Annotated in this window: 20 protein-coding genes and 1 tRNA gene; 12 read left to right on the forward strand and 9 right to left on the reverse strand. The window is 61.8% G+C overall.

Annotated features, from left to right (window positions below; genetic code table 11):
- Nucleotides 1–208: 208 nt before the first annotated feature.
- The 7 genes from CKO11_RS10640 to CKO11_RS10670 all read left to right on the forward strand — a co-directional run bounded on the left by CKO11_RS10640 (nucleotide 209) and on the right by CKO11_RS10670 (nucleotide 5,458).
- Nucleotides 209–823: a YitT family protein gene (locus tag CKO11_RS10640; RefSeq protein ID WP_223638064.1), complete on the forward strand. Its 615-nt coding sequence runs from the start codon at nucleotides 209–211 to the stop codon at nucleotides 821–823.
- A gap of 76 nt (nucleotides 824–899) precedes the next feature.
- On the forward strand, nucleotides 900–1,508 hold the full coding sequence (locus CKO11_RS10645) for a YitT family protein (protein ID WP_223638068.1): 609 nt from the start codon (nucleotides 900–902) through the stop codon (nucleotides 1,506–1,508).
- On the forward strand, nucleotides 1,508–1,840 hold the full coding sequence (locus tag CKO11_RS10650) for a DMT family transporter (RefSeq protein WP_263298451.1): 333 nt from the start codon (nucleotides 1,508–1,510) through the stop codon (nucleotides 1,838–1,840). Before CKO11_RS10645 ends, CKO11_RS10650 begins: the two co-directional genes overlap by 1 nt.
- Before the next feature lie 69 nt (nucleotides 1,841–1,909).
- Nucleotides 1,910–3,730 carry a translational GTPase TypA gene (typA, locus tag CKO11_RS10655; protein WP_223638083.1) on the forward strand — a complete coding sequence of 607 codons (1,821 nt, stop codon included), beginning with the start codon at nucleotides 1,910–1,912 and terminating at the stop codon, nucleotides 3,728–3,730.
- 137 nt (nucleotides 3,731–3,867) lie between these two features.
- Entirely contained in the window at nucleotides 3,868–4,158 is a 291-nt protein-coding gene (locus CKO11_RS10660) for an ArsR/SmtB family transcription factor (RefSeq protein WP_223638084.1), read from the forward strand.
- Nucleotides 4,155–5,210 carry a permease gene (locus CKO11_RS10665; protein WP_223638086.1) on the forward strand — a complete coding sequence of 352 codons (1,056 nt, stop codon included), beginning with the start codon at nucleotides 4,155–4,157 and terminating at the stop codon, nucleotides 5,208–5,210. Before CKO11_RS10660 ends, CKO11_RS10665 begins: the two co-directional genes overlap by 4 nt.
- A gap of 11 nt (nucleotides 5,211–5,221) precedes the next feature.
- Nucleotides 5,222–5,458: a thioredoxin family protein gene (locus tag CKO11_RS10670; protein WP_223638091.1), complete on the forward strand. Its 237-nt coding sequence runs from the start codon at nucleotides 5,222–5,224 to the stop codon at nucleotides 5,456–5,458.
- Between the two features lie 44 nt (nucleotides 5,459–5,502).
- Here the strand turns inward: CKO11_RS10670 and CKO11_RS10675 are convergent, their stop codons facing one another.
- The 4 genes from CKO11_RS10675 to CKO11_RS10690 form a co-directional block, all read right to left on the reverse strand.
- The gene (locus CKO11_RS10675) at nucleotides 5,503–6,579 is read right to left on the reverse strand and encodes an ABC transporter ATP-binding protein (protein ID WP_223638233.1); all 1,077 of its coding nucleotides are present in this window, start codon (nucleotides 6,577–6,579) and stop codon (nucleotides 5,503–5,505) included.
- A 65-nt stretch (nucleotides 6,580–6,644) separates the two neighbouring features.
- Complete coding sequence (locus CKO11_RS10680) at nucleotides 6,645–7,451, reverse strand: ABC transporter permease (RefSeq protein WP_223638095.1); 807 nt, start codon at nucleotides 7,449–7,451, stop codon at nucleotides 6,645–6,647.
- Nucleotides 7,448–8,329: an ABC transporter permease gene (locus tag CKO11_RS10685; protein ID WP_223638099.1), complete on the reverse strand. Its 882-nt coding sequence runs from the start codon at nucleotides 8,327–8,329 to the stop codon at nucleotides 7,448–7,450. Before CKO11_RS10685 ends, CKO11_RS10680 begins: the two co-directional genes overlap by 4 nt.
- A gap of 191 nt (nucleotides 8,330–8,520) precedes the next feature.
- Complete coding sequence (locus tag CKO11_RS10690) at nucleotides 8,521–9,930, reverse strand: PLP-dependent aminotransferase family protein (RefSeq protein ID WP_223638101.1); 1,410 nt, start codon at nucleotides 9,928–9,930, stop codon at nucleotides 8,521–8,523.
- Nucleotides 9,931–10,028: 98 nt separating this feature from the next.
- Between CKO11_RS10690 and CKO11_RS10695 the strand changes: the two genes are divergently transcribed.
- The gene (locus CKO11_RS10695) at nucleotides 10,029–10,259 is read left to right on the forward strand and encodes a hypothetical protein (protein ID WP_223638104.1); all 231 of its coding nucleotides are present in this window, start codon (nucleotides 10,029–10,031) and stop codon (nucleotides 10,257–10,259) included.
- 104 nt (nucleotides 10,260–10,363) lie between these two features.
- Here the strand turns inward: CKO11_RS10695 and CKO11_RS10700 are convergent, their stop codons facing one another.
- From CKO11_RS10700 to CKO11_RS10740, 5 genes are all read right to left on the reverse strand, one after another.
- The gene (locus tag CKO11_RS10700) at nucleotides 10,364–10,615 is read right to left on the reverse strand and encodes a hypothetical protein (protein ID WP_223638106.1); all 252 of its coding nucleotides are present in this window, start codon (nucleotides 10,613–10,615) and stop codon (nucleotides 10,364–10,366) included.
- Nucleotides 10,616–10,756: 141 nt separating this feature from the next.
- Nucleotides 10,757–12,922: a Hint domain-containing protein gene (locus CKO11_RS10705; protein WP_223638109.1), complete on the reverse strand. Its 2,166-nt coding sequence runs from the start codon at nucleotides 12,920–12,922 to the stop codon at nucleotides 10,757–10,759.
- Nucleotides 12,923–13,054: 132 nt separating this feature from the next.
- Nucleotides 13,055–13,813, reverse strand: coding sequence for a Hint domain-containing protein (locus tag CKO11_RS10710; RefSeq protein ID WP_223638112.1), 759 nt, complete (start codon nucleotides 13,811–13,813; stop codon nucleotides 13,055–13,057).
- 272 nt (nucleotides 13,814–14,085) lie between these two features.
- On the reverse strand, nucleotides 14,086–19,020 hold the full coding sequence (locus tag CKO11_RS17500) for a Hint domain-containing protein (RefSeq protein WP_263298452.1): 4,935 nt from the start codon (nucleotides 19,018–19,020) through the stop codon (nucleotides 14,086–14,088).
- 857 nt (nucleotides 19,021–19,877) lie between these two features.
- Nucleotides 19,878–19,961 (reverse strand) — tRNA-Leu (locus CKO11_RS10740).
- A 230-nt stretch (nucleotides 19,962–20,191) separates the two neighbouring features.
- Here CKO11_RS10740 and CKO11_RS10745 point away from each other — a divergent pair.
- From CKO11_RS10745 to CKO11_RS10760, 4 genes are all read left to right on the forward strand, one after another.
- Nucleotides 20,192–20,770, forward strand: a complete 579-nt coding sequence (locus CKO11_RS10745) for a YqaA family protein (RefSeq protein ID WP_223638115.1) — start codon at nucleotides 20,192–20,194, stop codon at nucleotides 20,768–20,770.
- A gap of 11 nt (nucleotides 20,771–20,781) precedes the next feature.
- On the forward strand, nucleotides 20,782–21,252 hold the full coding sequence (locus tag CKO11_RS10750; protein ID WP_223638118.1) for a disulfide bond formation protein B: 471 nt from the start codon (nucleotides 20,782–20,784) through the stop codon (nucleotides 21,250–21,252).
- Nucleotides 21,253–21,390: 138 nt separating this feature from the next.
- Nucleotides 21,391–24,189 carry a DNA gyrase subunit A gene (gene gyrA / locus CKO11_RS10755; RefSeq protein WP_223638121.1) on the forward strand — a complete coding sequence of 933 codons (2,799 nt, stop codon included), beginning with the start codon at nucleotides 21,391–21,393 and terminating at the stop codon, nucleotides 24,187–24,189.
- Nucleotides 24,190–24,287: 98 nt separating this feature from the next.
- On the forward strand, nucleotides 24,288–24,638 hold the full coding sequence (locus tag CKO11_RS10760) for a DUF6614 family protein (protein WP_223638126.1): 351 nt from the start codon (nucleotides 24,288–24,290) through the stop codon (nucleotides 24,636–24,638).
- Nucleotides 24,639–24,678: the final 40 nt, after the last annotated feature.

The raw sequence follows: 24,678 nt of genomic DNA on the forward strand, positions 1-24,678 counted from the left end.
CGAAGTCTGGAACCCACCGGTTCGGAGAGTGGTCGCGATGGTCATCATGATCCGCCCTCCTGTCTGAAAATTGCCGGATGTGGGCAGAATGCACGGCGCCCCGAGTCGTGCCAGAAAAATGAGCACACACCCGGCGCAGCGTCGTCAAGGCGTGGCCCAGCCGCCACAGGCCCTTGCCCGGCCCCCAAACCCGTGCCAGAAGCCCGCCATGACCGAGATCATCAATGAAAACCCCGCCCGCCATTCCCTGCTTGATGATGTGCAGGGCCTTGCCTATGGCACGACCATGGCCGCCTTCGGCATCGTGCTGCTAACCCATCTGGGGCTTGTAACGGGGCAAATGGCGGGGCTGTCGGTCTTGATTTCCTATGCGACGGGCTGGGGCTTCGGGCCGGTGTTTTTTGTTCTGAACCTGCCGTTTTACTGGTTTGGCTACAAACGCATGGGGCTGGTGTTCGTGCTGAAAACCTTTGCTGCCGTCGCGATCTTGTCGCTGATCGCGGCCTATCTGCCCGATTACATCAGCTTTGCCAATGTGAACCCGATTGTCGGCGCGGTGATCTTTGGGCTGATGACGGGCTCTGCGCTGCTGGCGCTGTTTCGGCATGGGGCCAGCCTTGGCGGGGTTGGCATCATGGCATTGTATCTGCAAGATAAAACCGGCTTCCGCGCGGGCTGGACGCAGCTTTTGTTCGACGCTTGCGTGTTTGCCCTCGCCTTTACCTTGCGCGAATGGGATCTGGTGGTGATCTCGGCGCTTGGGGCGCTGGTGGTCAATCTGGTGATCGGGCTTAACCACCGGCGCGACCGGTATATCGCCTGACTTTGCGCGCAGCTTCGCGCCCGTCCCGGCTGCAATCGGATTTGACGCGACAACCTGTCTGACCTATATTTAGGTCATGGAAGCTGACACATCTCGCCGTTACACCTTTTTCGAGGATATCCAAGGCCTCGTGATCGGCTCGGCCCAGGCGGCCTTGGGCATTCATCTTCTGCGCGCGGCGGGGCTTGTCACCGGCGGCACGGCGGGCATGGCGCTGATCTTGTCTTACGCGACGGGGTGGAATTTCTCGGCGCTGTTCTTTGGGCTGAACATCCCCTTTTTCGCGCTGGCATGGTGGGCGCGCGGGCCGATCTTTTGCGTCAAATCCTTGGCCACGGTCACGCTGGTTTCGGTCATGGCCGAAGCGCTTAAACCCTTGGTCGTGCTGCAAAGCATCCATCCGGCGGCGGCGGCGCTGTTGTTTGGCGCCGCGGCGGGGGTGGGGCTTTTGGGCCTGTTTCGGCATTCGGGGTCTTTGGGCGGGGTCTCGATTGTCGCGCTGATCTTGCAAGACAAGCTGGGCTGGCGCGCGGGCTGGGTGCAACTGGCCCATGATCTGGCCCTATTTGCGATTGCTGCTTGGCTGTTGCCGCTTGACCGGGTGGGCTGGTCGCTTTTGGGGGCACTGGTTTTGAACTTCGTCATTGCCTTCAACCACCGTCGCGACTGGTATATCGTGTCGTGATGAAAACCTATCTGTTCCTTTTGATCGCCGTGGTGTTCGAAACCTTCGGCTCCACCTGCCTGCAAGCCTCGCAGCAATTCACCCGGTTTTGGCCCAGCCTTGGGGTGATTGCGGGCTTTGGCGCGGCCTTTTGGTTCTTTACGCTGGTGTTGCGCGATTTGCCGCTGGGCATCACCTATGCGCTTTGGTCGGGCGTTGGTATGGTGCTGATTGCACTGTCGGGCTGGCTGATCTTTGGGCAAAAGCTTGATCTGGCGGCCCTTCTTGGCATTTCCCTGATCATTGCGGGGATTGCTGTCATCAACCTGTTTTCATCGGCAGGGCATTCGTAACGCGCTTATTGCTGGCCAAACGGGTGCTTTTCGCTTATGCGGCACTCAAATCTCGAACAGGCGGACCCCATGGACCTTCGCAACATTGCGATTATTGCACACGTCGACCACGGCAAGACCACTCTTGTCGACAAGCTCCTGAGCCAATCAGGCGCTTTCCGTGAAAACCAAGCTGTCGCCGAACGGGCGATGGACAGCAACGATATCGAACGCGAACGCGGTATCACCATTTTGGCCAAATGCACCTCGGTCGAATGGAAAGGCACGCGCATCAATATCGTCGACACCCCCGGCCACGCCGATTTCGGCGGCGAGGTGGAGCGCATCCTAAGCATGGTGGATGGTGTCTGCCTGCTGGTCGATGCTGCCGAAGGCCCGATGCCGCAAACCAAGTTTGTGACCTCCAAGGCGCTGGCGCTGGGGCTCAAGCCCATCGTCGTGCTGAACAAGGTCGACAAACCCGCGGCAGACCCGGAAAACGCGCTGAACGAGGTGTTCGACCTCTTTGCCAACCTTGGCGCCAGCGACGAGCAGCTTGATTTCCCGCATGTCTATGCCTCGGGGATCGGCGGCTGGGCCGATCTGGAGCTGGATGGCCCGCGCCAAGACCTGTCGGCGCTGTTCGACCTGATCTTGAAACATGTCGAGCCGCCGAAACAGGAATTCCGCGCCGATGAGCCGTTCCAGATGCTGGCGACAACGCTTTCGGCCGATCCGTTCATTGGCCGCATCCTGACCGGCCGCGTCGAAGCGGGCCGGCTTAAGGTGGGCGATAGCCTCAAGGCGCTGTCGCGCACCGGCGAGCGGGTGGAACAATTCCGCTGCACCAAAATTCTGGCCTTCCGCGGCCTGACGCAGCAGCCCATCGATGTGGCCGAAGCGGGCGATATTGTGACCGTGGCGGGCATGACCAAGGCGACCGTGGCCGATACGCTGTGCGCGCTGGAAATCGATGCGCCGATCCCGGCCCAGCCGATTGACCCGCCGACGATCTCGGTCACCTTTGGCATCAATGACAGCCCCTTGGCCGGCAAAGACGGCAATAAGGTGCAATCGCGTGTGATCCGCGAACGCCTGATGAAAGAGGCCGAGACCAACGTCGCAATCCGCGTCGAAGACACGCCGGGCGGCGAGGCTTTCGTGGTCTCGGGCCGGGGCGAGCTTCAGATGGGCGTGCTGATCGAAAACATGCGCCGCGAAGGGTTCGAACTGTCGATCTCGCGCCCGCGCGTGATCTTCCGCGAAGAAGAAGGCGAGCGGCTGGAGCCGATCGAAGAGGTCATCGTCGATGTGGATGATGAATTCTCTGGCGCGGTGATCGAAAAGCTGACCGGGCCGCGCAAGGGCGATTTGGTTGAAATGCGCCCGGCGGGCCATGGCAAAACCCGGATCGTCGCCCATGTGCCCTCGCGCGGGCTGATCGGCTACCAAGGCGAGTTCATGACCGACACGCGCGGCAACGGCGTGCTCAACCGCATCTTCCACGGCTGGGCCCCCTACAAGGGCCCGATTGCGGGCCGTCGCCAAGGCGTGCTGATCTCGATGGAGAACGGCGTCTCGGTCGCCTATGCGCTGTGGAACCTTGAAGAACGCGGCAAGCTTTTCATCGGCGCGCAGGAACAGGTTTACACCGGCATGATCATTGGCGAGCATTCGCGCGACAACGATCTGGAGGTGAACCCGCTCAAGGGCAAGAAGCTGACCAACGTGCGTGCGTCTGGCACCGATGAAGCGGTGCGGCTGACGCCCCCGGTGCGAATGAGCCTTGAAGAGGCGATCGCGTACATCGATGACGATGAACTGGTCGAAGTGACGCCGAAAATCGTGCGCCTGCGCAAGCGCTTCCTTGACCCGCATGAGCGCAAGCGCGCCGCGCGTTCCGAAGGCTAAGCGGAAAGGGGCGCGGCCCCAGATTGCGAAACAGACACAAAGGGCGCCCGTTTGCGGCGCCCTTTGTTTTGCGAAATTGACCCGCGTCAATGCACGGCCTTCCGCATATGCGCTAAAGCGCATGAAGGAGGTGCGCCATGGTGTTGAGCGTTCTTGCCGCCCTTGCCGAGCCCACGCGGCTTGGCGCGATGCGGCTTTTGGCTGACGGATCAGAGCATTGCGTCTGTGAATTGATGCAAAAGGCGGGCGCGACGCAAAGCCGGATGTCGCGCCATATGCAGGTCTTGCGTCAAGCCGGGCTGGTGTTGGATCGGCGCGATGCGCAATGGGTCCGCTACCGGCGCAACCCGGACATGGCCCCCGAAATCGCCGCCGTGGTGGAGGCCGTTTTGGCCGCCGCCGCGCAACCCGAAAGGGAAGTCGCATGAGCCTTGCCCCGACCGCGCCCCGCCGCCCCCTGCCCGGACCGCTTTGGCATCTGGGCCTTGTGCTCGCCTTGGGGATTTGGGTCGCCCTTTACCGCCAATTGGTGCCGCTGTCCGAGGCGCTGACCGCGCTTTTGCCGGTGGATCGCCACAGCGCCACGGGCGAGGCGGTGGCCTTTTTCCTCTATGATGTGCCAAAGGTGCTGATGCTGCTGGCGCTGATCGTTTTTGCCATGGGCGTGGTGCGCAGCTTCTTTTCTGCCGAAAAGACCCGCGCGCTGCTGTCGGGCAAACGCAGCGGCATCGGCAATCTGCTGGCCGCGCTTTTGGGGATCGTGACGCCGTTTTGTTCCTGCTCGGCGGTGCCTTTGTTCATTGGCTTTGTCTCGGCGGGCGTGCCGCTTGGGGTGACCTTTTCCTTTCTGATCGCCGCGCCGATGGTGAATGAGGTCGCGCTGGTGCTTTTGTTCGGCCTTGTGGGCTGGCAAGTGGCAGCGGCCTACCTTGGCTTTGGGCTCGCCATCGCCATTTGTGCGGGCTGGGTGATCGGCAAATTGCAGCTAGAGGGCTGGCTGCAAGATTGGGTGCGCGACATCCACACCGGCGCCAGTGCCCCAGAGCTTGGCCAAAACCGCCTCACGCTGATCGACCGCTACCGCCAAGGCTGGACCGCACTGCGCGAGATTTTCGCGAAAGTCTGGCTTTGGGTGCTGTTGGGCATTGCGATGGGCGCGCTGATCCATGGCTATGTGCCGCAAGATTTGATGGTGCAGATCATGGGCGCAGGCGCATGGTGGAGCGTGCCCGCCGCCGTGGTGATGGGCATTCCAATGTATACCAATGCCGCAGGCGTGATCCCGATTGTGGAGGCGCTTTTGGGCAAGGGTGCTGCGCTTGGCACCGTGCTGGCCTTTATGATGAGCGTGATCGCGCTGTCCCTGCCCGAGATGGTGATCTTGCGCCAAGTGCTGACGCTGAAGCTGATCGCCGTTTTCGTTGCCGTGGTGGCCAGCGGCATTCTGGCGGTGGGCTTTTTGTTCAACCTGATCTTTTGAAAGGCAAAGCGATGAAACATATCAAAGTCTTCGGCCCTGGTTGCAAACGCTGCGAAACCACCGCCGCGATGGTGACAGAGGCCGCCCAGAAACTGGGGCTTGAGGTAAGCGTGGAAAAGGTCACCGACCCGCGCGAAATCGCCATGGCGGGTGTGCTGTCCACCCCCGGCATTGCAATTGATGGCACCATGGTCCATGCGGGCGGGCTGCCCGAGGCCGCAAAGATCGAGGGCTGGCTGAGCGCCTGAGCCCCCTCCTTTTTACCGAACAGGCCCTTTACCGAACCGGCCCCTTACCGAAACAGCACCAGCGCACCGGGTGACCATGCCACCCGCGTGCGCGTGCCCACATCCAGCACCGGACGGCCAAAGACGTTGCGCATGGAAATCCGCACCGGCTTTTCGACCCCATCCAGCTTGACGTCGTAATAGGTCATGTCGCCGTAATAAACGACCTCGTCGATCACGCCCGGGGCCTCCCGATCTTGGGCGGTCTGGCCTTCATAAAGGATCGTCAGCGTTTCGGGGCGAAAGCCCACTGCCGCCGGCTCGCCCGTGGGGGCGGCCTGTGCCTGATCGGCGGTCACATCGACCGGACCCAGCCCCGCCACATCCAACTGCACCTGCCCATTGGCCTCGCCCAGCACCGTCGCGGGCAAGAAGTTCATCACGCCGATGAAATCCGCCACCCGGCGCGAGGCGGGGCGACGATACAGCGTTTCAGGGTCGGCCAGTTGCGCGATTTCACCCTCGAACATCACGGCAATCCGGTCCGACATCACAAGCGCTTCTTCTTGGTCATGGGTCACCAAAACAAAGGTGATGCCCACCTCGCGTTGCAGCTTGATCAGCTCAACCTGCATCTGTTCGCGGATTTTCTTGTCGAGCGCGGACAGCGGCTCATCCAGCAGCAGCACCTTGGGCTTCAAAATAAGCGCGCGCGCCAAGGCCACGCGTTGGCGTTGCCCGCCCGAAAGCGCATGGGCCGCGCGCGCGCCATAGCCCTTCAGCCCCACCATCTCTAGCGCCTGTTCCACCGCTTGCGCCTTTTGTGCCGCCGGGCGCGGGTCACGCCGCAGGCCAAAGCCGACGTTTTCCCCCACCGTCAAATGCGGAAAGATCGCATAGGATTGAAACACCATATTGGTGGGGCGTTTGTTCGGCGGCACATCTTCCATATGCTTGCCGTCAATCAGCACCGCGCCCGAGGAAATATCTTCAAACCCTGCAATCGTGCGCAAAAGCGTGGTTTTCCCACAGCCAGAGGGGCCAAGAAGCGAAAAGAACTCGCCCTCGCGGATCACCGCAGAAATACCGCGCAAGGCATGGTAATCGCCGTAATATTTGTGCACCTGATCGAATTCGATCATCTTGCGGCGGTTTTCAAGCGGCGGCGCGGCGGGCTTGGTGGGCGCGGCTTTCGGGGCGGGTTGGTTCACAGGAAACCTCCGGTATCTTTGGCGCCGGTTTTGGCAAGGCCACGGCGGCGGAAATATTCGGCCAAGGTCAGCAAGATGATGGAGGCCAGCACCAAGACCGTGCCAAGCGCCATGATCATCGGGATCTGTTTCGGAAAGCGCAGCTGCGAATAGATATAGGTGGGCAGCGTCACCTGTTCGCCCGCCAAGAAAAAGGCTATGATGAATTCATCCAAAGAGATGGTGAAGGCCATCAGCGCCGAAGAAATCAGCCCCGGCGTCACCAGCGGCAAGATGATCAGCCGAAAGGTCGACCATTTGGTTTCGCCCAGATCATAGGCGGCTTCTTCAAGCGATTGATCCAGCGTGGAAAAGGCCGCGTTCAGCACCGCAATCGCATAGGGTGTGGCAATCAGCACATGGCCCAAGATCACGGTAAAGATCGAAAGCTGCACCCCCATGCCCAACAGCACCACCAAAAGCGAAACCGCCACGATGATCTCGGGCAGGACCAAGGGCAGCATGATCAGCCCCAATACCCCCGCCTTGCCACGGTAGGCATAGCGCGTGCCAGATCGCGCGGCAAAAACCCCCAAAGTGGTGGACAAAATCGCGGTCGACAGCGCGATGATCAGCGAATTGACCAAGGCCGCGCCCAAAGTGTCATTCGACAGCATCTGCCCGAACCATTCGAGCGTGAGGCCGCGCAGCGGAAATGCGATCACCGTGCCGTCATTGAAAGCAAAGACCGGCAACAGCAAGATCGGCGCGTAGAGGAACAGCAGATACAGCAGCGCGTAAAGCCGCAGGCCCGACAGCTTCATTTCGGCCCCCTCAGGAAGCGACGGTTCAGAAACAGGAAGGTCAGCGCAATCGCCGCCACCACCAGCATCGACGAGACCGCAATAGCCGAGCCCAAGGGCTTGTTGTCGATCTTCAGCATATCCATCTGGATCATATTCGCCACCATCGGCAGCTTGCCGCCGCCGATGATGACCGGGGTGACGTAATCGCCGATCGTCGGGATGAAAACGATCATCACCGCGCCGATCACGCCGGGCATCGCCAAAGGCAGCGTCACCCGCCAAAAGGTCATCAACCGGCTTTCGCCCAGGTCCTGCCCCGCCTCCAGAAGCGAGCGATCGATCTTTTCCAAACTTACGAAAATCGGCAAGATCGCAAAGGGTGCATAGGCATGGGCCAATGTCACCGCAATCGCGCCGATGGAATTGAGCATTTGCAGCGGCTCATCAATGATCCCCGCGCCCATCAAAAGCGAATTGATCACCCCGTTGTAGCTTAGGATCACCTTCCACTGAAACACCCGGATCAGGTAAGAGGTCCAAAACGGGATGGTGATCAAAAAAAGCCAGCGCGCCTTGTGCGCGGGCGCCAGATTGAACGAGATGAAATAGGCAATCGGAAAGGCCAGCACGACGGTGACAAAGGTCACCAGCCCCGACACGATGACCGAGCGCAGCAAGATCGCACGAAAGATCGGGTCGCTCCATGCCTCGACATAGTTCGACAAGGTGAATTCGTGGATCACCTCCAGATAGCCGTCCTTGAAAAAGGAATAGGCAAAGATGGTGATCAGTGGCGCGGCCAGAAGCAGCATCGCGTAAAGCAGCGTCGGGCTGACCATCAGATAGCCATTCGCCGTTTCCGAACGCGCCAACCGCCGCAAGGGGGATGCCGACATGATATTCTCCCTCTGCCCGAAGGCGCCCGCCGCGCCACCCACCGCGCGGCTTGGGTCAAATTCGCACAAGGCTTCGGCAGAGAAAAGGGGGCGCACCGCCTGCACCGGCGCGCAAACGCCAGAGCAAGCGGCAAATGCCGAAATTTTGAGCGCCCCGCCCGAGACGCACAACCTAGGCGTGCATCACGCGGTCAGACAGGCAAATCCTGCGGCGGGTCGTCCAGCAGGGCGCGCAGCTTGGCAATGGCGCGCATCAGCCGATCTTCGGGCACACCGCCCGACAGCGCCAAACGCACCGCATTGGGCGCATGGCCATCGGCCAGCACATATTCATCGGCCGAGCGCACCAGAACGCCTTCGGCCTCGGCCACCCGCGCAAAGGTCGAACCGCGCCACCCCACCGGCAGGCGCAGCCAGACGAAACTTAGCCCCGGTTGCCACGCGATATCGTGATCGCCCATGGCCTGCACCACCATTTGCAACCGGCGCGCCATCACCTCTTGCGCGTCATGGCGCAGCCGCATCGCCTCGCCACTGGTGAATAGCCGGGTGATGATATCGGTCACCGGGCGCGGCAGGCCGAAATAGCTGTGCTGCGCGGTCAGCCGCCCGGCCTCGCCCATCCCCTCGGGCGCGATGACAATGCCAAAGCGCATCCCCGCCGAAATGGTCTTGGACAGCGAGGTAACATGCCATGTGCGTTCGGGGGCGATGGCGCGCAAGGCCTCCAGCCCCGAGACCGGCGCGGTATAACAATCGTCCTCGATGATTTGCAGATCGTGGCGGCGCGCCACCTCGGCCAGCGCGCGGCGCCGCTCGTTCGACATTCGCCCCGTGGTCGGGTTTTGCGCATCGGGGGTGACACAGACCACCTGCCCGCCATGGCGCCGACAGGCCGCATCCAGCGCCTCGGGGATCATGCCTTCCTCATCCAGCTTGACCGGCACCACCTCGGCCCGCGCAAGCCGCGCCGCATGGCGAAAGCCCGGATAGGCCAGTTCTTCACACAACACCACCGGACGGTCGCCGCGCAGGCAGCATTGCAACACCACATTGATCCCGTTCTGCCCGCCATGGGTCAGCACCAGATCATCGGCATCGATCATATGTTCCAAAGAACAGCCCGAAAACCAATCCAGCGCCGCAACCCGGCAATAGCGGTCGCGCCGCAGGCCGGGGTATTCAAGGTAATGCTCCCCCAAAGCCCCCGCCGCATCGACCATCGCCTGAGACAAAGCCTGCGATTGTCCCACATCGGGCAATTGCGGCGAGCGCAGATCAATCACCCCATCGCCCGCCGGATCCGACAGCGGCTGTTGATACAGCGACTCGGTCGGGCCGAATCGACGCGATTGTTTTGATACAAATGTTCCACGTCCGACGGCGGCTTCCAAAAGCCCCTCTTGCGTGGCCAATTGATAGGCGCGCGCCACGGTTCCGGGCGTAACCCCCAGTTTCCAAGCCAAATCTCGCACTGTTGGCAGGCGTGACCCGGGCGCCAGATCGCCACGACGGACCCCGTCGCGCAGGGCGCGCACCAGCGCAAGATATTTCGGACCCGATTGGACAGGCAGGTCCGGTTGCCAACTTGTATCAGTCACAATGTTTCTCTCGCGCCGATTGTGTGCTTTTTGTAGGGTGTCAATACCAGCAAAGGCTGGATTGTATCAATACAGAACTTCGTCCTGAAAGGTGTCCCATGTCGGGTCTGTCCACTACCGCCGCCCTGTCGTATCCGAGCCTCACGCTGTCGCACCGCCCTGCCGCGCTGCGCCCCGGTGCTGCTGTTGTGCGTCTGGTTATGGACTGGATGACCCTGCGCACCACGGCCCGCGCGATGGACCGTCTGGATGCGCGCATGCGCCGTGACATCGGGCTGGACGAACGGCTTGATCCGCCGGCCCTGCCGCATACGTTCGCGGGCTTTTGATCCCTTTTCCCGAGCGCCGCTTCCCCCTGTCGCGGCCTCTTCCTTGGGCCGGATGCATGCATCCGGCCTTTTTTCACATTTGGGGTTTGGGCCGTCTGTAAAGATTAGCCCGCGATCGCCTCGATCGCGATCGAGCGCTTGCGCAATTCGGCATAAAGCGCGGGCAAAACCCGCAATTCACGCCGTGCCGAGGCCAGCGCCGCGCTGAGGCTGTGATCGCTTGCCCCGCCCTGCACCCGCCAGACCATACGCCGCGCCACGCCATCGTCATAGACGATCTCTGTTGCGCCCGCGCGTCGGCGCAACGCAAGACTATCAAACCCGCCGTCAAGGCGGGACAAACCGGAATATGCCATGATACTGCCCGAGATTTTTGTTTGGTTTCGGTGCTTTCCGCATGCGCCGAAAGCCGCGCCCGGTCAAGACACGCGCGTGTGAACGCACTTTTGCGCACGCGCCTTCGCCAAAGATCACGGGCCCAAAATCAGGCCTTAAGGTCAGGCAGCCAATAGCACCCGCACTTCATGTGGTTTCAGCGACAGCCGCGCTGCCGCCCAACGCCCGCCCCGCCGCGCCTGACGCAAATCGGGAAAAAGCGCAAAAAGCTCGTCGCGTTGCGCTGCCTCCAGCGCAGAAAGGGTATGGTCGCCGGGTTGGAAGCTTTCGGTCCAAGCGCCATCGGCGCGGATAATCTCATGCGCGTCAAACATCAAATGCAGATAGGTGACCGCATTCACTGCCTCGCGGGTGATGCCGGGCTGGCCCACCATATGCAGCGCCGCGGCCAGCACTTCGCCTTCGCCAAACAGCAATTCGGCGCGCGGCCCGGAAATCAGCATCCGGTGCTGCGGGCTGACGACCATATCTGTTTCAGGCAGCCCCGCCCCCAGCGCGCCCCGCGCGATCCGCACCGGCTGCAATTGCGGCCCCGCGGCCAATTCCGCCGCGCCAAGGCTGCGCCGCCCGATCCAGCGGATACGCTGGTAGCCATTGTCGCGCGTCAGCACCTTGTCGCCACGTTTCAGACGTTCCACCGCGACAAGGCCGCGTTTCGTTTCCACCCGCGTGCCCGGCGTAAAACAAGGCACATATTGCACATTCTCGATATTGGAAAAGTTGGTGGTGGTGCCATTGGCCCACAAGATCGTGCCCGATTCCGGGTCATCTTCACGATAGGTGATGGTCGCGCCGGTGTTGCGCTCTAGGATCAAAACATCGGTATCGGTGTCGCCGGGATCTTCCGACCCGATGATCGTGCTGTCTTCATTGGCATGGACATAGATCGTATCCGAGCCCGTGCCGCCATCAATCGTCGCGGCGCCAGAGCCCGCATCGAGATAATCATCCCCCGCGCCGCCCCATAGCGTGTCATCGCCGGCGCCCCCCAGCACCGTGTCATTGCCATCGCCGCCATCAAGGCTGTCATTGCCGGTGCCGCCATCGACCAGATCATTGCCCGCCCCCCCCAGAACGGTGTCATCGTCGGCGCAGCCATAAAGGCTATCATCGGCCCCGGCCCCGTCGATATAGTCATCGCCGCCATTGCCGTAAAAGACGTTGGTGAACGCAGTTTCACTGTCGGAATAATCGGCGAGGTCAAAGCCGATCAGCGTATCGGCATAGGCCGAGCCATAAATCCCGTCGATCCCGCCCAGCCGGTCGCCCTCGGCATCGCCGCCGGTGCCGGTGCCGCTGGCCAGATTGACATTCACCCCGGCGTCACTGTCGGCATAATCGGCGTAATCCATACCGGTGCCGCCGTTCAGTTGGTCCGCCCCCGCCCCGCCATGCAGCGTGTCATCGCCCGCGCCACCATCAAGCGTGTCATCGCCGGTGCCGCCATCGAGGCTGTCCGCATCGGCATCGCCGTAAAGCAGGTCGTTCTCGGCCCCGCCAGACAGGGTGTCATTGCCATCGCCCCCGGCCAGCGTATCGCTGCCCGCATCGCCGGTCAGCAGATCCGCCCCGGTGCCGCCGATCACGGAATCATCGCCCGCGCCGCCATAAAGGCTGTCATCACCCGCATTGCCCGACAGCGTGTCATTGCCCAGACCGCCATCAAGCATATTGGCCGCGGAATTGCCCGTCAGCGCATTGTTACCATCATTGCCGATGACATTTTCAAACCCGCTGACCACAGAGCCAAAGCCGCTGGTGGTTGCCGCGCCGGTATCATTGAGCGTGATGCCAAGGTCATAGGCGCCGGGGATATTTTCAAGCGACAGCGTGTCATTGCCGGTGCCCGCATCAATCGTATCGGGCGCGCCCGAGACGAACCAGCCGACATAGGCCAGATCGTCCCCTTCTTCGAGATAGACCGCATCGGTGCCAAAGGCGAGGCTGTCGCCCCCCAGCCAGACATCATTGCCCGCCCCGCCATAGACCGTGTTCGCGCCCGCCCCGGCAGATAATGTATCATCGCCGGTGCCGCCATAAATCTGGTCGTCACCCGCGCCGCCATCGATCACATCATTGTCTTCATTGCCGATCAGCGTGTCATTGCCGGTGCCCCCCGACAGCACATCATTGCCGGTGCCGCCTTCGATCCGGTCATGGCCGCCCTCGCCCGCAAGCGTGTCATCGCCCGCCGCACCGGTGATGCGATCGTCATAGCGGGTGCCAAGAAGGGAATCGTTGCCGCTGGTGCCGTAGATATTTGCCATTGTCGTCCTGCCCGTGCCCTTTGCGGGGCGCCTTGCAGAAACAATGGCCGCGCGGCATGGCAGATTAAGGTCCTGTTAACGGCAATATCCGTGCGACATTGTGTCAAAGACGCGGCTGCGCCGGGCCGCACCTTAGGCGGCGGAGCCAACCCCGGCAAAGGGGCGCACAGGGTCAAAGCCCGGCAGCGCCTGCGCGGCAAGCTCGGGCATGACGCGCGTCAGCCCGTCGCGACCATCGCCATCAAGCGCGGCAAGCCGGTCCGGTGTGGGCAGGAAGCTTTCAGACCAACATCCATCCGACAGCACAAGCTGGTGCTTGTCGAACAAAATCTGCCAATAATCCACGCCGGTTGCGTGCTCTTGCGTGACGCCGTCGCGGCCCAAAAGGTCGCGTGCCATCGTCAGCCGTTCGCTTCCCTCGCCCGCGCCTTGCTTGCGGGTCAGGAAATGGTGGTTGGGCGAGACGATCATATCGCGCTCGGGCAACCCGTCGCCCAGCGCGCCCGCGGCAATGCGCACCGGACGCAACAGCGGGTTCAGCCCCAACTCTTGCCAGCCGAACCGGCGGATGCCGACCCAGCGCAATTCCTGCATGCCATTGTCGCGGGTGATCACGCGCATGCCGGGGGTCAGAGACCCGACAGGCACAAGACCGGCGCCGGTGGCGACAAGCGTTTCGGCGGTAAAGCACGGAATGGCGGCAAGCATCTGGTCGATATCGGCACAAAAAAGCGCCGATCCGGCCGCGTCGCGCCCTTCGAAACGCCCCTGATGACTGTCGAACCGGTCATAGACCAAGCGCGTTTCAACGAGGGAAGAGACCCCACCCGCCGCCGTCTGCGCGCCGTTCAGACCGCCCGAGGCGGTGACGATGTTCTGTTCTGCGGCCATTTTCCACGTCCTGCCCGGTTGCCCGGGTCATCAGAACGCCCCCAGGTAAAAGGATAATGCAAAACAGCACTTTAAGAAAGGTAAACGGCCATCGAATTGTCACAGTTCGGGACAACTGTTCGTTTCTTGCCGTGAAACTGGCGCGGTTTTGCCCGATTGCTGCCACGATCAAGGCCATCGGCACGCAGAGCAACGGGTTCGGCGCGATGTGTAAGGCGCCCGAGTTCCCCCGAGCGCCCCACAGCCCCCACTGACTTGCGTCAGCCCCTGACTTAGCCGCGCAGCAACGCGGCCTCGTGTTTCTTCAGCGTCTTGCGCGCCGCCGTGTAATTTTCGATCCCGGCGCGGCTTTGCAGTTCGGGGAACAGCGCAAAGATCTCGGCGCGTTGGGCATTGCCCATGCCGCCCAGCGTCTGATCGCCCGGCTGGAAGCTTTCGGTCCAAGCTCCATTGGCCAAAACAACCTCGTGCCGGTCGAACATGAAGTGGATGTAGCTGGTGCCCAGCGTTTGAACCGATTGCACACCCTTGTTGTCGACCAGATGTTTGGCCGCCACCAGAACCTCGTGCTCTTCGAAATAAAGCGCGGTGCGTTCATTGGCGACCAGCATCCGGTGGTTGGGCGACACCAACATATCCCGCTCGGGCAGGCCATTGCCAAGGCTGCCCGCGCGGATCAAGACCGGGCGCAGATGCGGCGCGGCGATCAGCTCGTCGCGGGTCATGTCACGCCGACCGACCCAACGAATTTCCTGAATGCCGTTGTCGCGGGTCAGGATCTTGTCGCCTTCGCGCAGGTCTTCGACCAAACGCTCGCCGCGCGGGGTGGCCACCACCGTCCCCGGCGTAAAGCAGGGGATGATTTCCTCGATGTTGCGGAATTCAAGCGAGCCGGTGATATTGCCGCTGGCATCCAAGAAATTGACCGAACCGTTTTCGCTGTTGGTCGGATCATAGATCACGTCAAAGGCACCGGCCCCGCGCAGATCCAGCGTATCCCAGTCGTCGCCACCTTCGTTACCATCGATCAGATCGTGGTTGCCATCGGCCGCGAGCGGCACTTCGAACCAGTCGCGATCATCGCCGCCCAAAAGCGTATCCACCCCGGCGCCGCCGATCAGCGTATCGCTGCCCGCGCCACCCGACAGAAGATCTTGGCCTTGCCCGCCGGTCAGCAGGTCATCGCCCTCTTCGCCATAGACCCGGTCATCGCCATCGCCGCCATTCAGCGTGTCTTGCCCCGCGCCGCCGTAAAGCGTGTCTTGGCCATTGCCGCCCTCAAGGCTGTCATCGCCCGCGCCGCCCTCCAGAAGGTCTTCGCCCTCGCTGCCCAAAAGCGTGTCATCGCCCTCACCGCCCGAAAGCGTGTCAGAGGATTGGCCGCCATCCAGCAGGTCATTGTCGGCGCCACCGTCCAGCGTGTCGTTGCCATCCCCGCCTTCCAGCGTGTCGGCCCCGGCCTCGCCCAGCAGGCTGTCATCGCCATTACCGCCCTGCACGGAATCATCGCCCGCGCCAGACCAGACCGTGTCATCGCCCTCGCCGGCAAAAACGGTGTCATCCCCCGCGCCAGCCAGCACCCGGTCGTCATTGGGCGCGTCGCCCGGCAAGATCGCATCGGTGTGGTCGATCATGTCGCCTTCGGGATCGCCCGTATAAGCGTAATCGATCAGGTCGGCGTCCTCGGTGCCTTCGACCCAGCCATCGCCTTCGTCGAAGATGACATTCTCGATATTGGTGAAATCGAGCGTGCCCAGCACGGTGCCATCGGTATCCAAAAAGCTGACGGTGCCGTTTTCCGGATTCGTCGGATCATAGGCAATGGAAACGGGGCCGGCGCCCGTAAGGTCGAGCGTGTCGTAATCATCGCCCCCCTCGTTGCCGTCGACCACATCCCCGATACCTTCTTCCGCGGCGCCCACCACGAAAGTATCGCGGTCGTCGCCGCCCATCACATAGTCAGCCCCCGCGCCGCCAATGATCGTGTCATTGCCCGCGTCCCCGGCAATCGTGTCTTCGTCGATGCCGCCATCAAGATAGTCGTTGCCCGCACCGCCGGCGATCTGGTCGTCATCATCTTCGCCATAGACAACGTCATCGCCGTCGCCCGCGAGGATCGTGTCGCGGCCATTGTTTTGCACAAGGTCGGTAGCGTCGGGGATGTTGATCGCATCGGGGTAGCTCGGCCCAAGGCCACCATAGATGGTGTCATTGCCCGCGCCGCCTTCGATCCAGTCATCGCCTTCGCCAGCGGTGATCAGATCATTGCCCTCGCCCCCCAGAACGAAGTCGGTATCGACGCCCGCATCAATCACATCATCGCCGTCGCCGCCCATGATGTAATCGGCATCATCGCCGGTAAGGATCGTGTCATTGCCCGCACCGCCCGCGACCGTGTCCATATCATCGGTCGGATCGGTGTCCGCGGGGTAAAGCCCCGGATAGCCGATATCAGGCGCGGCCGAAGAATTGCGGGTGTTGATGTAATCATCGCCATCGCCGCCATCGACCGCATCGCTGCCCGCGCCGGTGAGGATCGAGTCATTGCCCGCGCCGCCATAAACGGTGTCATCGCCGCCAACGCCGCTGATTGTGTCGGCCCCATCGCCGCCCAAAAGGCTGTCATCGCCAAGACCGCCAATCAGGCTGTCGTCGCCAATTCCACCGTCAACCGTGTCATTGCCCGCGCCGCCGCGCAGCGTGTCATTGCCCGCCTCGCCCAGCAGGCTGTCATCGCCGGTGCCGCCCTCGACCGAGTCATCGCCCTCGCCCGCCCAGACGGTATCATCGCCCTCGCCCGACAGAACGGTATCATTGCCCGCGCCCGCTTCGACGCGGTCATCTTGCGGCGCATCGCCCGGCAAGATCGCATCGCTGTGGTCGATCATGTCACCTTCGGGGTCGCCCGTGTAATCATAATCGATCAGATCGGCGGTATCGGTGCCCTCGACGATCCCATCGCGCAGATCGGGGCCAACCGTCACGGTGACGGTCGCGGTGTCGAAACCGCCGTTGTCATCGGTCACGGTGTAGGTGATCGTCGCATCGCCCGAGAAATCATCCGCCGGGGTGAAGATCAGCGCGCCCGTGGTCGGATCGACGCTGACCGTGCCATCGGGGCTGCTGGCCGAGATGATGCGCAGCGTGTCGCCATCCACATCGCTATCATTGTCCAGCACCGGGATCGCCACCGCAGTTTCAAAATCGGTGGCGGCGCTGTCATCGATGGCATCGGGCGCATGGTTCACATCATCGCCGCGAATTTCCTCGATCTCGGTGAAATCGAGCGTGCCGGTCACATTGCCATCAGTATCAAGGAACTCGATCGTGCCGTCGGTGCCGTTGCCATTGCTGTCGGGCGTTTCATTGACCACGCGCCAATCGCCTTGGCCGGTGATGTCGAGCACGTCCCAATCGTCGCCGCCCGCGCCGCCATCGACATCGTCGCCCGCCGCGCCATAGATCACGTCGCGATCATCGCCGCCCGAAAGCGTGTCATTGCCGGTGCCGCCCGCAAGGCTGTCATCGCCCGCGCCACCCTCGATGCTGTCATCGCCCGCATCGCCGGTCACACTGTCATCGCCGCCTTGCGCCAAGATCGTGTCGTCGCCCTCGCCGCCCAGGATCGTGTCATCGCCTGCGATGCTCGCGTCCTCGGCCGAGACGGTGGCACAGGTCAGATCGGTCAGCGTGATCGCCTGATCGGTGTCACCGCCATTGTCATAATCGATCTCGATCCGGGCCACCTCGCCCGAAATCTCGACCAAAACCGAACCGGTCGCCGTGGTGGGCGCGATCGTGCCGCTGTCGGTATCGTGCCCGGTGACGGTATTGCCCGAAACGGTCTGCCCGCCTTCGAACGTATAGGTCACATCCAGCAGGTTGCCATCGGCATCATAGGCGCGAACGGTTACGATATCTTGGTGGTAATCGGCGGCGGTGCCGATATCGAGATCGTTGATGCGGAAGGTCACATCGCTCACCGTTCCGGCATAGGCCGCATCGGTGGCGCCAAAGGTCAGCGTGGTGGTCGAGGTGTTATCGACCCCGCCTTCACCGCCGCAGCCGTAAAGGCGCAGCCCGCCCGTGCCCTCAAGCCCGTCGCCCGCCTCGACATATTGCGCCCCGGTGTAAGAGGTTGCCGTTGCACCGTAATCTTGCGCGGTAAAGTCAAAGGTGACCGACACACCGCCCATATCATAGGACGCCCCATCGACGATGGCGCCGCAGTTTTCATTGAACGCTTGCCAATCAACGGTCAGCGCTTTCGCGGGGGTCGCTGCCGTCAGATCGCCATCGCCCTCGATGTAATCCGCGCCCGCGCCGCCTTCGATATAATCGTTGTCGGCCCCGCCATAGAGGCTGTCATCCGACCCTTGGCCCAAAATCGTGTCATCGCCGCCCATACCATGGAAGACATTGGTATAGGTGTCGGCGGGGTCGGTGCCTTGATGGTCAAAGCCCACGAGGCTGTCGCCATAATCCGAGCCGATGATCCCGTCGATACCGCTGGCAATGGAATCGCCCGTCGCATCGCCGCCTTGCAAAAGCCCGGTGCCAAGGTTGATGTTCAGCGCGGAGTCCGAGGCCGAATAATCGATGATGTCGAGCCCGGTGCCGCCGGTGAATGTGTCATTGCCCGCGCCACCGATAAAGGTGTCGTCGCCCGCATTGCCGTAAAGCCGGTCATCGCCCGCGCCGCCATCGATCAGATCATTGCCGTCTTCGCCATAGACCGTGTCATTGCCACTACCCGAAAGGATAGTGTCATCGCCCGCGCCTGCGGTGACCTTATCCGCATCGGTGCCTTTGTAATCGCCCGCATCGATCATGTCGCCTTCGGGATCGCCCGTATAAGCCACATCGATCAGGTCATCGCCGGTGGTGCCTTCGACGATGTAATCCAGCGGCGGTTCTTCGACGGTGATGGTGACGGTGGCGGTGTCATAGCCGCCATGGCCATCGGTCACCTTATAGGTGATCGTCGCGATGCCGGTGTAATCGGCGGAGGGGGTGAAGGTCAGCGTGCCATCGGCATTGACCGTCACGGTGCCATTGCTCGCGGTCGGCGTGCCGTAAATGCTCAAACTATCGCAATTGGGATCATAATCGTTTGCCAAGACATTAATCGTCACGGCGGTGTTATAAGCGGTTGTCGCACCGTCATTTTTTGCGACCGGATCGGAATTAAAAAAGTTCCAAGTCATAGCAGCCTCTCCTTCAACCGCCTGCGGACCGTTGGCCCACGCGCCTTTCTTACGAGCGGCGCGCCTTAGCAGCGCCAGCGATACACGGCGACAGGTCGTAGACCCGCCGAACAATGATCGTGCCGGTGGCTATCGGATGCATAGGCCAGACTGAGGATGCACGAACCAACCCGCCCAAAGGCGGTTTTCCCCAAAACGGTTCGTAAACGTGACGAAAGCGCAAATTCTTTCGCCGACGGCAGCACCACTACAACCTTCCCACACATCCTTTCGGATGGCGCACACACACACGCGACCGCCCCCACGGTCGAAAGCCCCCCAGTCGGGCTATCCTATAGATACCAAGTGACGCACTTTGTTGGAACGGGAATTTGCCTCAATCTCGCCAAGATTTTGCCGCGCGCGCTGCGCAACCGTGGCGCGAAGGCCATAATCTCGCCCCGGATCTGGCATGATTGTTTCCCGCGCCATACCAGCGCCCCGCGCCAAGATCGTGCAAATTTTAGCATTTACGGTATGTTAACGAATTATCCGCGCGCAAAACGCGGTGAAACAGTCGCGCGCGGGGCGTGCATCGTTTCCTTGATCGCAACAATCTTGCGCCCTGCTGGTTTCCGATGCCGCATCACTCTAGCGCCCGGGCGCGAACAATCGGCGCGGCGCGATTGTTCCGAGATTGCAGCCAAAATGACCTTTTGCGCCCTTTTGTTCGCCAATGCACGGCAAGCGGTCCGAATCACCTTTTTGTTAACTTTGTCCGGAGGATGGCGAAAACAGCGCCCCCGCGCCGCCGGAGACAAAGCGCCCGAAACGGGCCCCAAAAGACCCGCACACTAAGATTTCGAAAAAGGGAAAGCTGGTGCCCGAGGCGAGACTCGAACTCGCACGCCTTGCGGCGGAGGATTTTGAATCCTCTGCGTCTACCATTCCGCCACTCGGGCCAGCAAAAGTGCGTTTAGCGGGCTCGCGCGGCGCTGACAAGAGGCAATCCGGCCCAAAGCGTGCGGAAAATGCCCTTTCGCACGTGCGGGCCCGTTTCACGCAACGCGCTGCCCCCGCTAGGCTCCCGCGGCACAGGGCGTCACGCGCCTTGACCTGCCTCGCGCAACGGGCGAGACAACCGCTATCGGGCGCAAAAATGCGCGGCCGCAGACCACAGCCGGGGGGCCAGATGATCCGCAAGCTTTATGACTGGACGATGCGGCAGGCGGCGGGGCCGCATGCCTATTGGGTATTGGCGGCGGTGGCCTTTGTCGAAAGCTCGATCTTTCCGATCCCACCCGATGTGTTGATCATCCCGATGGTGCTGGCGGCGCGCCAGCATGCGTTCCGCATTGCGGCCATCGCCACGCTTGCCTCGGTTGCGGGGGGGATGCTGGGCTATTTGATTGGCTACGGCTTCATGGATGCGATCGGCCAGCCGATTCTGGAGTTTTACGGCAAGGCCGACAAATTCGACGATCTGGCCGTGCGGTTCAATGAAATGGGCGGCTGGGCGGTGCTGATCGCCGGGGTCACGCCCTTCCCCTATAAGGTGATCACGATCTTTTCAGGGGCCACGCATCTGGACCTTTGGCTGTTCATGGGCGTATCGGTTCTGGCGCGCGCTTTGCGCTTTTTCGTGCTGGCGGCGCTGTTGTGGAAATTCGGCGCGCCGATCCGCGCTTTCATCGAACGCTGGCTGGGCCTGTTGTTCACCGCTTTCGTCGTGCTGCTGATTGGCGGCTTCTATGCGCTGAGGTTCCTGTGATGCCCCTTGCTATGCCCCCTCGCCTGCTGATCGCGCTGGCCGCGCTGGGATCTGCCGCGATTTTGGCCGGGGCGTTTGTCTTTCAGGCGCTGGGCTATGCGCCATGCGATTTGTGCCTGTTGCAGCGCTGGCCGCATTTGGCGGCTGCGGTTTTGGGCGCGGTCGTGCTGGCTTTGCGCCTGCCCGCCCTCCTGTCGCTTTTGGGGGCGGCGATCATGCTCGTTTCCGCCGGATTGGGTCTTTATCATTCGGGCGTTGAGCGGGCGATCTTTGCCGGCCCCGACAGTTGCACCTCCAACCCGATCGGGACGCTCTCGGCCAGTGATCTTTTGGCGCAGATCCAGCAAACCCCGATGGTGCGCTGCGATGAGATCGTGTGGGATTTGTTCGGCGTGACGATGCCGAATTTCAACGCGCTTTTCTCGCTCGCCTTTGCGGGGCTGTGGCTGATGGCGTTTGTGGCGGCCCGCAAGGCCCGCTAAGCGCCGCTTGGGGCCGTTTTGGGCGGCTTTTGACAGAAAACGGCGGTCAGACCAGCCCGCCGCAAGCTTGCCGATTGCACCCCAGCCTTGGGATGCGCTATAAAGCGGCACAACAAAATCTAGAAGAAGACGACGCGCGTGACCGATACTCCCGACAGCTCGGATACCCTTGGCGAAACCCCGGAACGGCCCAGCCATTCCGGCCCCGTGGTTTCCATCGCCGAGGAGATGAAGACCGCCTATCTCGATTACGCCATGAGCGTGATCGTGAGCCGCGCGATCCCCGATCTGCGCGATGGGCTCAAGCCTGTGCACCGGCGCATCCTTTATGCGATGAGCGAAACCGGTAACACGCATGACAAGCCTTATCGCAAATCGGCCCGTCCGGTGGGCGATGTGATGGGGAAATACCACCCGCATGGCGACGCCGCGATCTATGACGCGTTGGTGCGGATGGCGCAGGATTTCTCGATGTCGCTGCCGCTTCTGGATGGGCAGGGCAACTTCGGCTCGATGGATGGCGATAGCGCGGCGGCCATGCGCTACACCGAGGTGCGGATGGACAAACCCTCTGCCTTCCTGCTGGCCGATATCGACAAGGACACGGTCGATTTCCAAGACAACTATGACGGCAAAGACCGCGAACCCACGGTTCTGCCCGCGCGGTTCCCGAACATGCTGGTCAATGGCGCGGGCGGGATTGCCGTTGGCATGGCGACCAACATCCCGCCGCATAACTTGGGCGAGGTGGTCGATGCCACGCTGGCGCTGATCGACAACCCCGATATGTCGACCGAGGCGCTGATGGACATTGTCCCCGGCCCCGACTTCCCGACCGGTGCCCAAATCATGGGGCGCGGCGGGGCCCGCAAAGCCTATTTGGAAGGGCGCGGCTCGGTGATCATCCGAGCCAAAACCCGGGTCGAGGAAATCCGCAAGGATCGCTACGCCATTGTCGTGGATGAAATCCCCTATCAGGTGAACAAGTCCGCGATGATCGAAAAGATCGCCGATCTTGTGCGCGAAAAGCGCCTTGAAGGGATTTCGGGCATTGCCGATGAATCCGACCGCGTTGGCGTCCGGGTGGTGATTGAGCTTAAGCGCGATGCCACCGCCGATGTCGTATTGAACCAGCTTTACCGCTTTACGCAGTTGCAAACCTCGTTTGGCTGCAACATGCTGGCGCTGAACGGGGGCCGTCCCGAGCAGCTGACGTTGCGCGATTTCCTCACGCATTTCATCAGCTTCCGCGAAGAAGTTGTGGCGCGCCGCACGGCCTATGAACTGCGCAAGGCGCGCGAACGCAGCCATATTCTGTGTGGTCTGGCCGTCGCCGTTTCCAACGTCGATGAAGTCGTCGCCACGATCCGCGCCTCGAAAGACCCGGCCGAGGCGCGCGAAAAACTGATGACGCGGCGCTGGCCCGCGCATGACATTTTGGAATACCTCAAGCTGATCGATGATCCGCTGCATCCGGTGAATGACGACGGGACCTATAACCTGTCGGAAATTCAGGCGCGCGCGATCTTGGATTTGCGTCTGCAACGGCTCACCGCGATGGGCGTGCAAGAGGTCACCGACGAACTGGGCGAACTGGCGGGCAAGATCCGCGAATATCTGGCCATTCTGGCCTCGCGCGAGCGGATCATGGCGATCATCTCGGATGAATTGCGCGAGGTGAAAGAGCAATTCGCGGTGCCGCGCCGCACCGAGATTATCGATTGGGCGGGCGATCTGGACGATGAAGACCTGATCGAACGCGAAGATATGGTGGTGACGATCACCTCTGGCGGCTACATCAAACGCACGCCTTTGGCCGAATTCCGCGCGCAACGCCGCGGCGGCAAGGGGCTGTCGTCGATGGCCACCAAAGAAGATGATGTGGTGACCACGCTGTTTGTGGCGAACACCCACACCCAGCTTTTGTTCTTCACCACCGATGGCATGGTCTACAGCCTGAAATGCTGGCGGCTGCCGCTGGCGGGCCGAACCTCGAAGGGCAAGGCAATCGTCAATATCCTGCCGATCCCGCAAGGCGTGTCCATCGCCTCGCTGATGCCCGTCGATGCGCCCGAAGAAGAATGGGAAAACTACCAAGTCTTCTTCGCCACCTCCGAGGGCGACGTGCGCCGTAATGCGCTGTCGGACTTTGCCAAGGTGATGCGCAATGGCAAACGCGCGATGGAATTGCCCGAGGGCGTAACCTTGGTCGATACCCGCATGTGCACCGAAGAGGATGACATCATGCTGGTGATGGCAGGCGGGCGCGCGATCCGCTTTCCGGTCACCGAAGTGCGTGTGTTCAAGGGCCGGTCTTCGACCGGGGTGCGCGGCGTGCGGCTGGCGCCGGGCGACAAGGTCGTGTCCATGTCCGTCATTCGCCATTTCGAGGCCGAGCCGTGGGAGCGCGAGGCGTTCGTCAAACGGTTCCGGGCCGAATTGGGCGGCGAGGAAGAGACAGAGGTCGACACCGATGACGAGGCGGTCGAGGCCGAGGGCACCTTGTCCGAAGCGCGCTATGCCGAAATGCTGCAAGCGCAGAACCTGATTTTGACGATCACCGCCAAGGGCTTGGGCAAAATCTCGTCTTCGCACAACTATCCGGTGCGCGGCCGCGGTGGTCAGGGCGTCACGGCCTTTGAAAAATCGATGCGCGGCGGCCCGCTTGTGGCCTCGTTCCCGGTGGAACCCAGCGATCAGATCATGCTGGCCACCTCGACCGGGCAATCGATCCGCTGCCCGGTGGCGGGGATTTCCTTCCGCTCGCGCGCGGCAGGTGGTGTGAAGGTCTTTACCACCGGCAAGGATGAAGAGGTGGTTTCGGTCGCCCGGGTCGCGGACACGGGCGAAGACGAGGGGGCCGAGGCAGCAGAGACCGCCGAGGCCACCGTGCCGGACGCGCCCGACGCGCCGCAAACGCCCGACACCGAGGCATAAGATTTGGGGCGGGGGCCACGGCCCCTGCCCCGTTTCTTTGCAATTAAGGCTTTCTCAAGCCCTTTGTGCTTTCTTGCTGTTACCTGCGGGAGGACAGCATGAACCTTTACCACTGCATGATCGAACTCAAGAGCGACGCCAAGGCGCTGGCCTTTGCCGCCTCGGTCGAACAATGGATGGGGGAGCTTAAGGCGCTCAATCTGATTGGCGGCTGGCGGTTGATGCGGCGCAAGCTCGGGCTGGCCAGCACCATGCACGAAGCGTTTCTGCTGGAGATTGAGGTGAATGACCTTGGCGCGCTGGAAGATGCCTTTCAGGCGGTGGCCGGGCTCAATGAGACCGAAATGCGCCATTACGAACTGATGCATGGGATGATCGCATCATATCATGTTGGGGTCTATCGCCCCTTCCCCGACCCCGAACGCCGCGAGCGCGTCGCGCTGATCTAAGCGGGCTTTCCTTTTGTGACGTGGCACCCTAAATCGGCGC

Source organism: Rhodobacter sp. TJ_12, assembly GCF_020023995.1.
In the GTDB taxonomy this organism is placed as follows: domain Bacteria; phylum Pseudomonadota; class Alphaproteobacteria; order Rhodobacterales; family Rhodobacteraceae; genus Rhodobacter.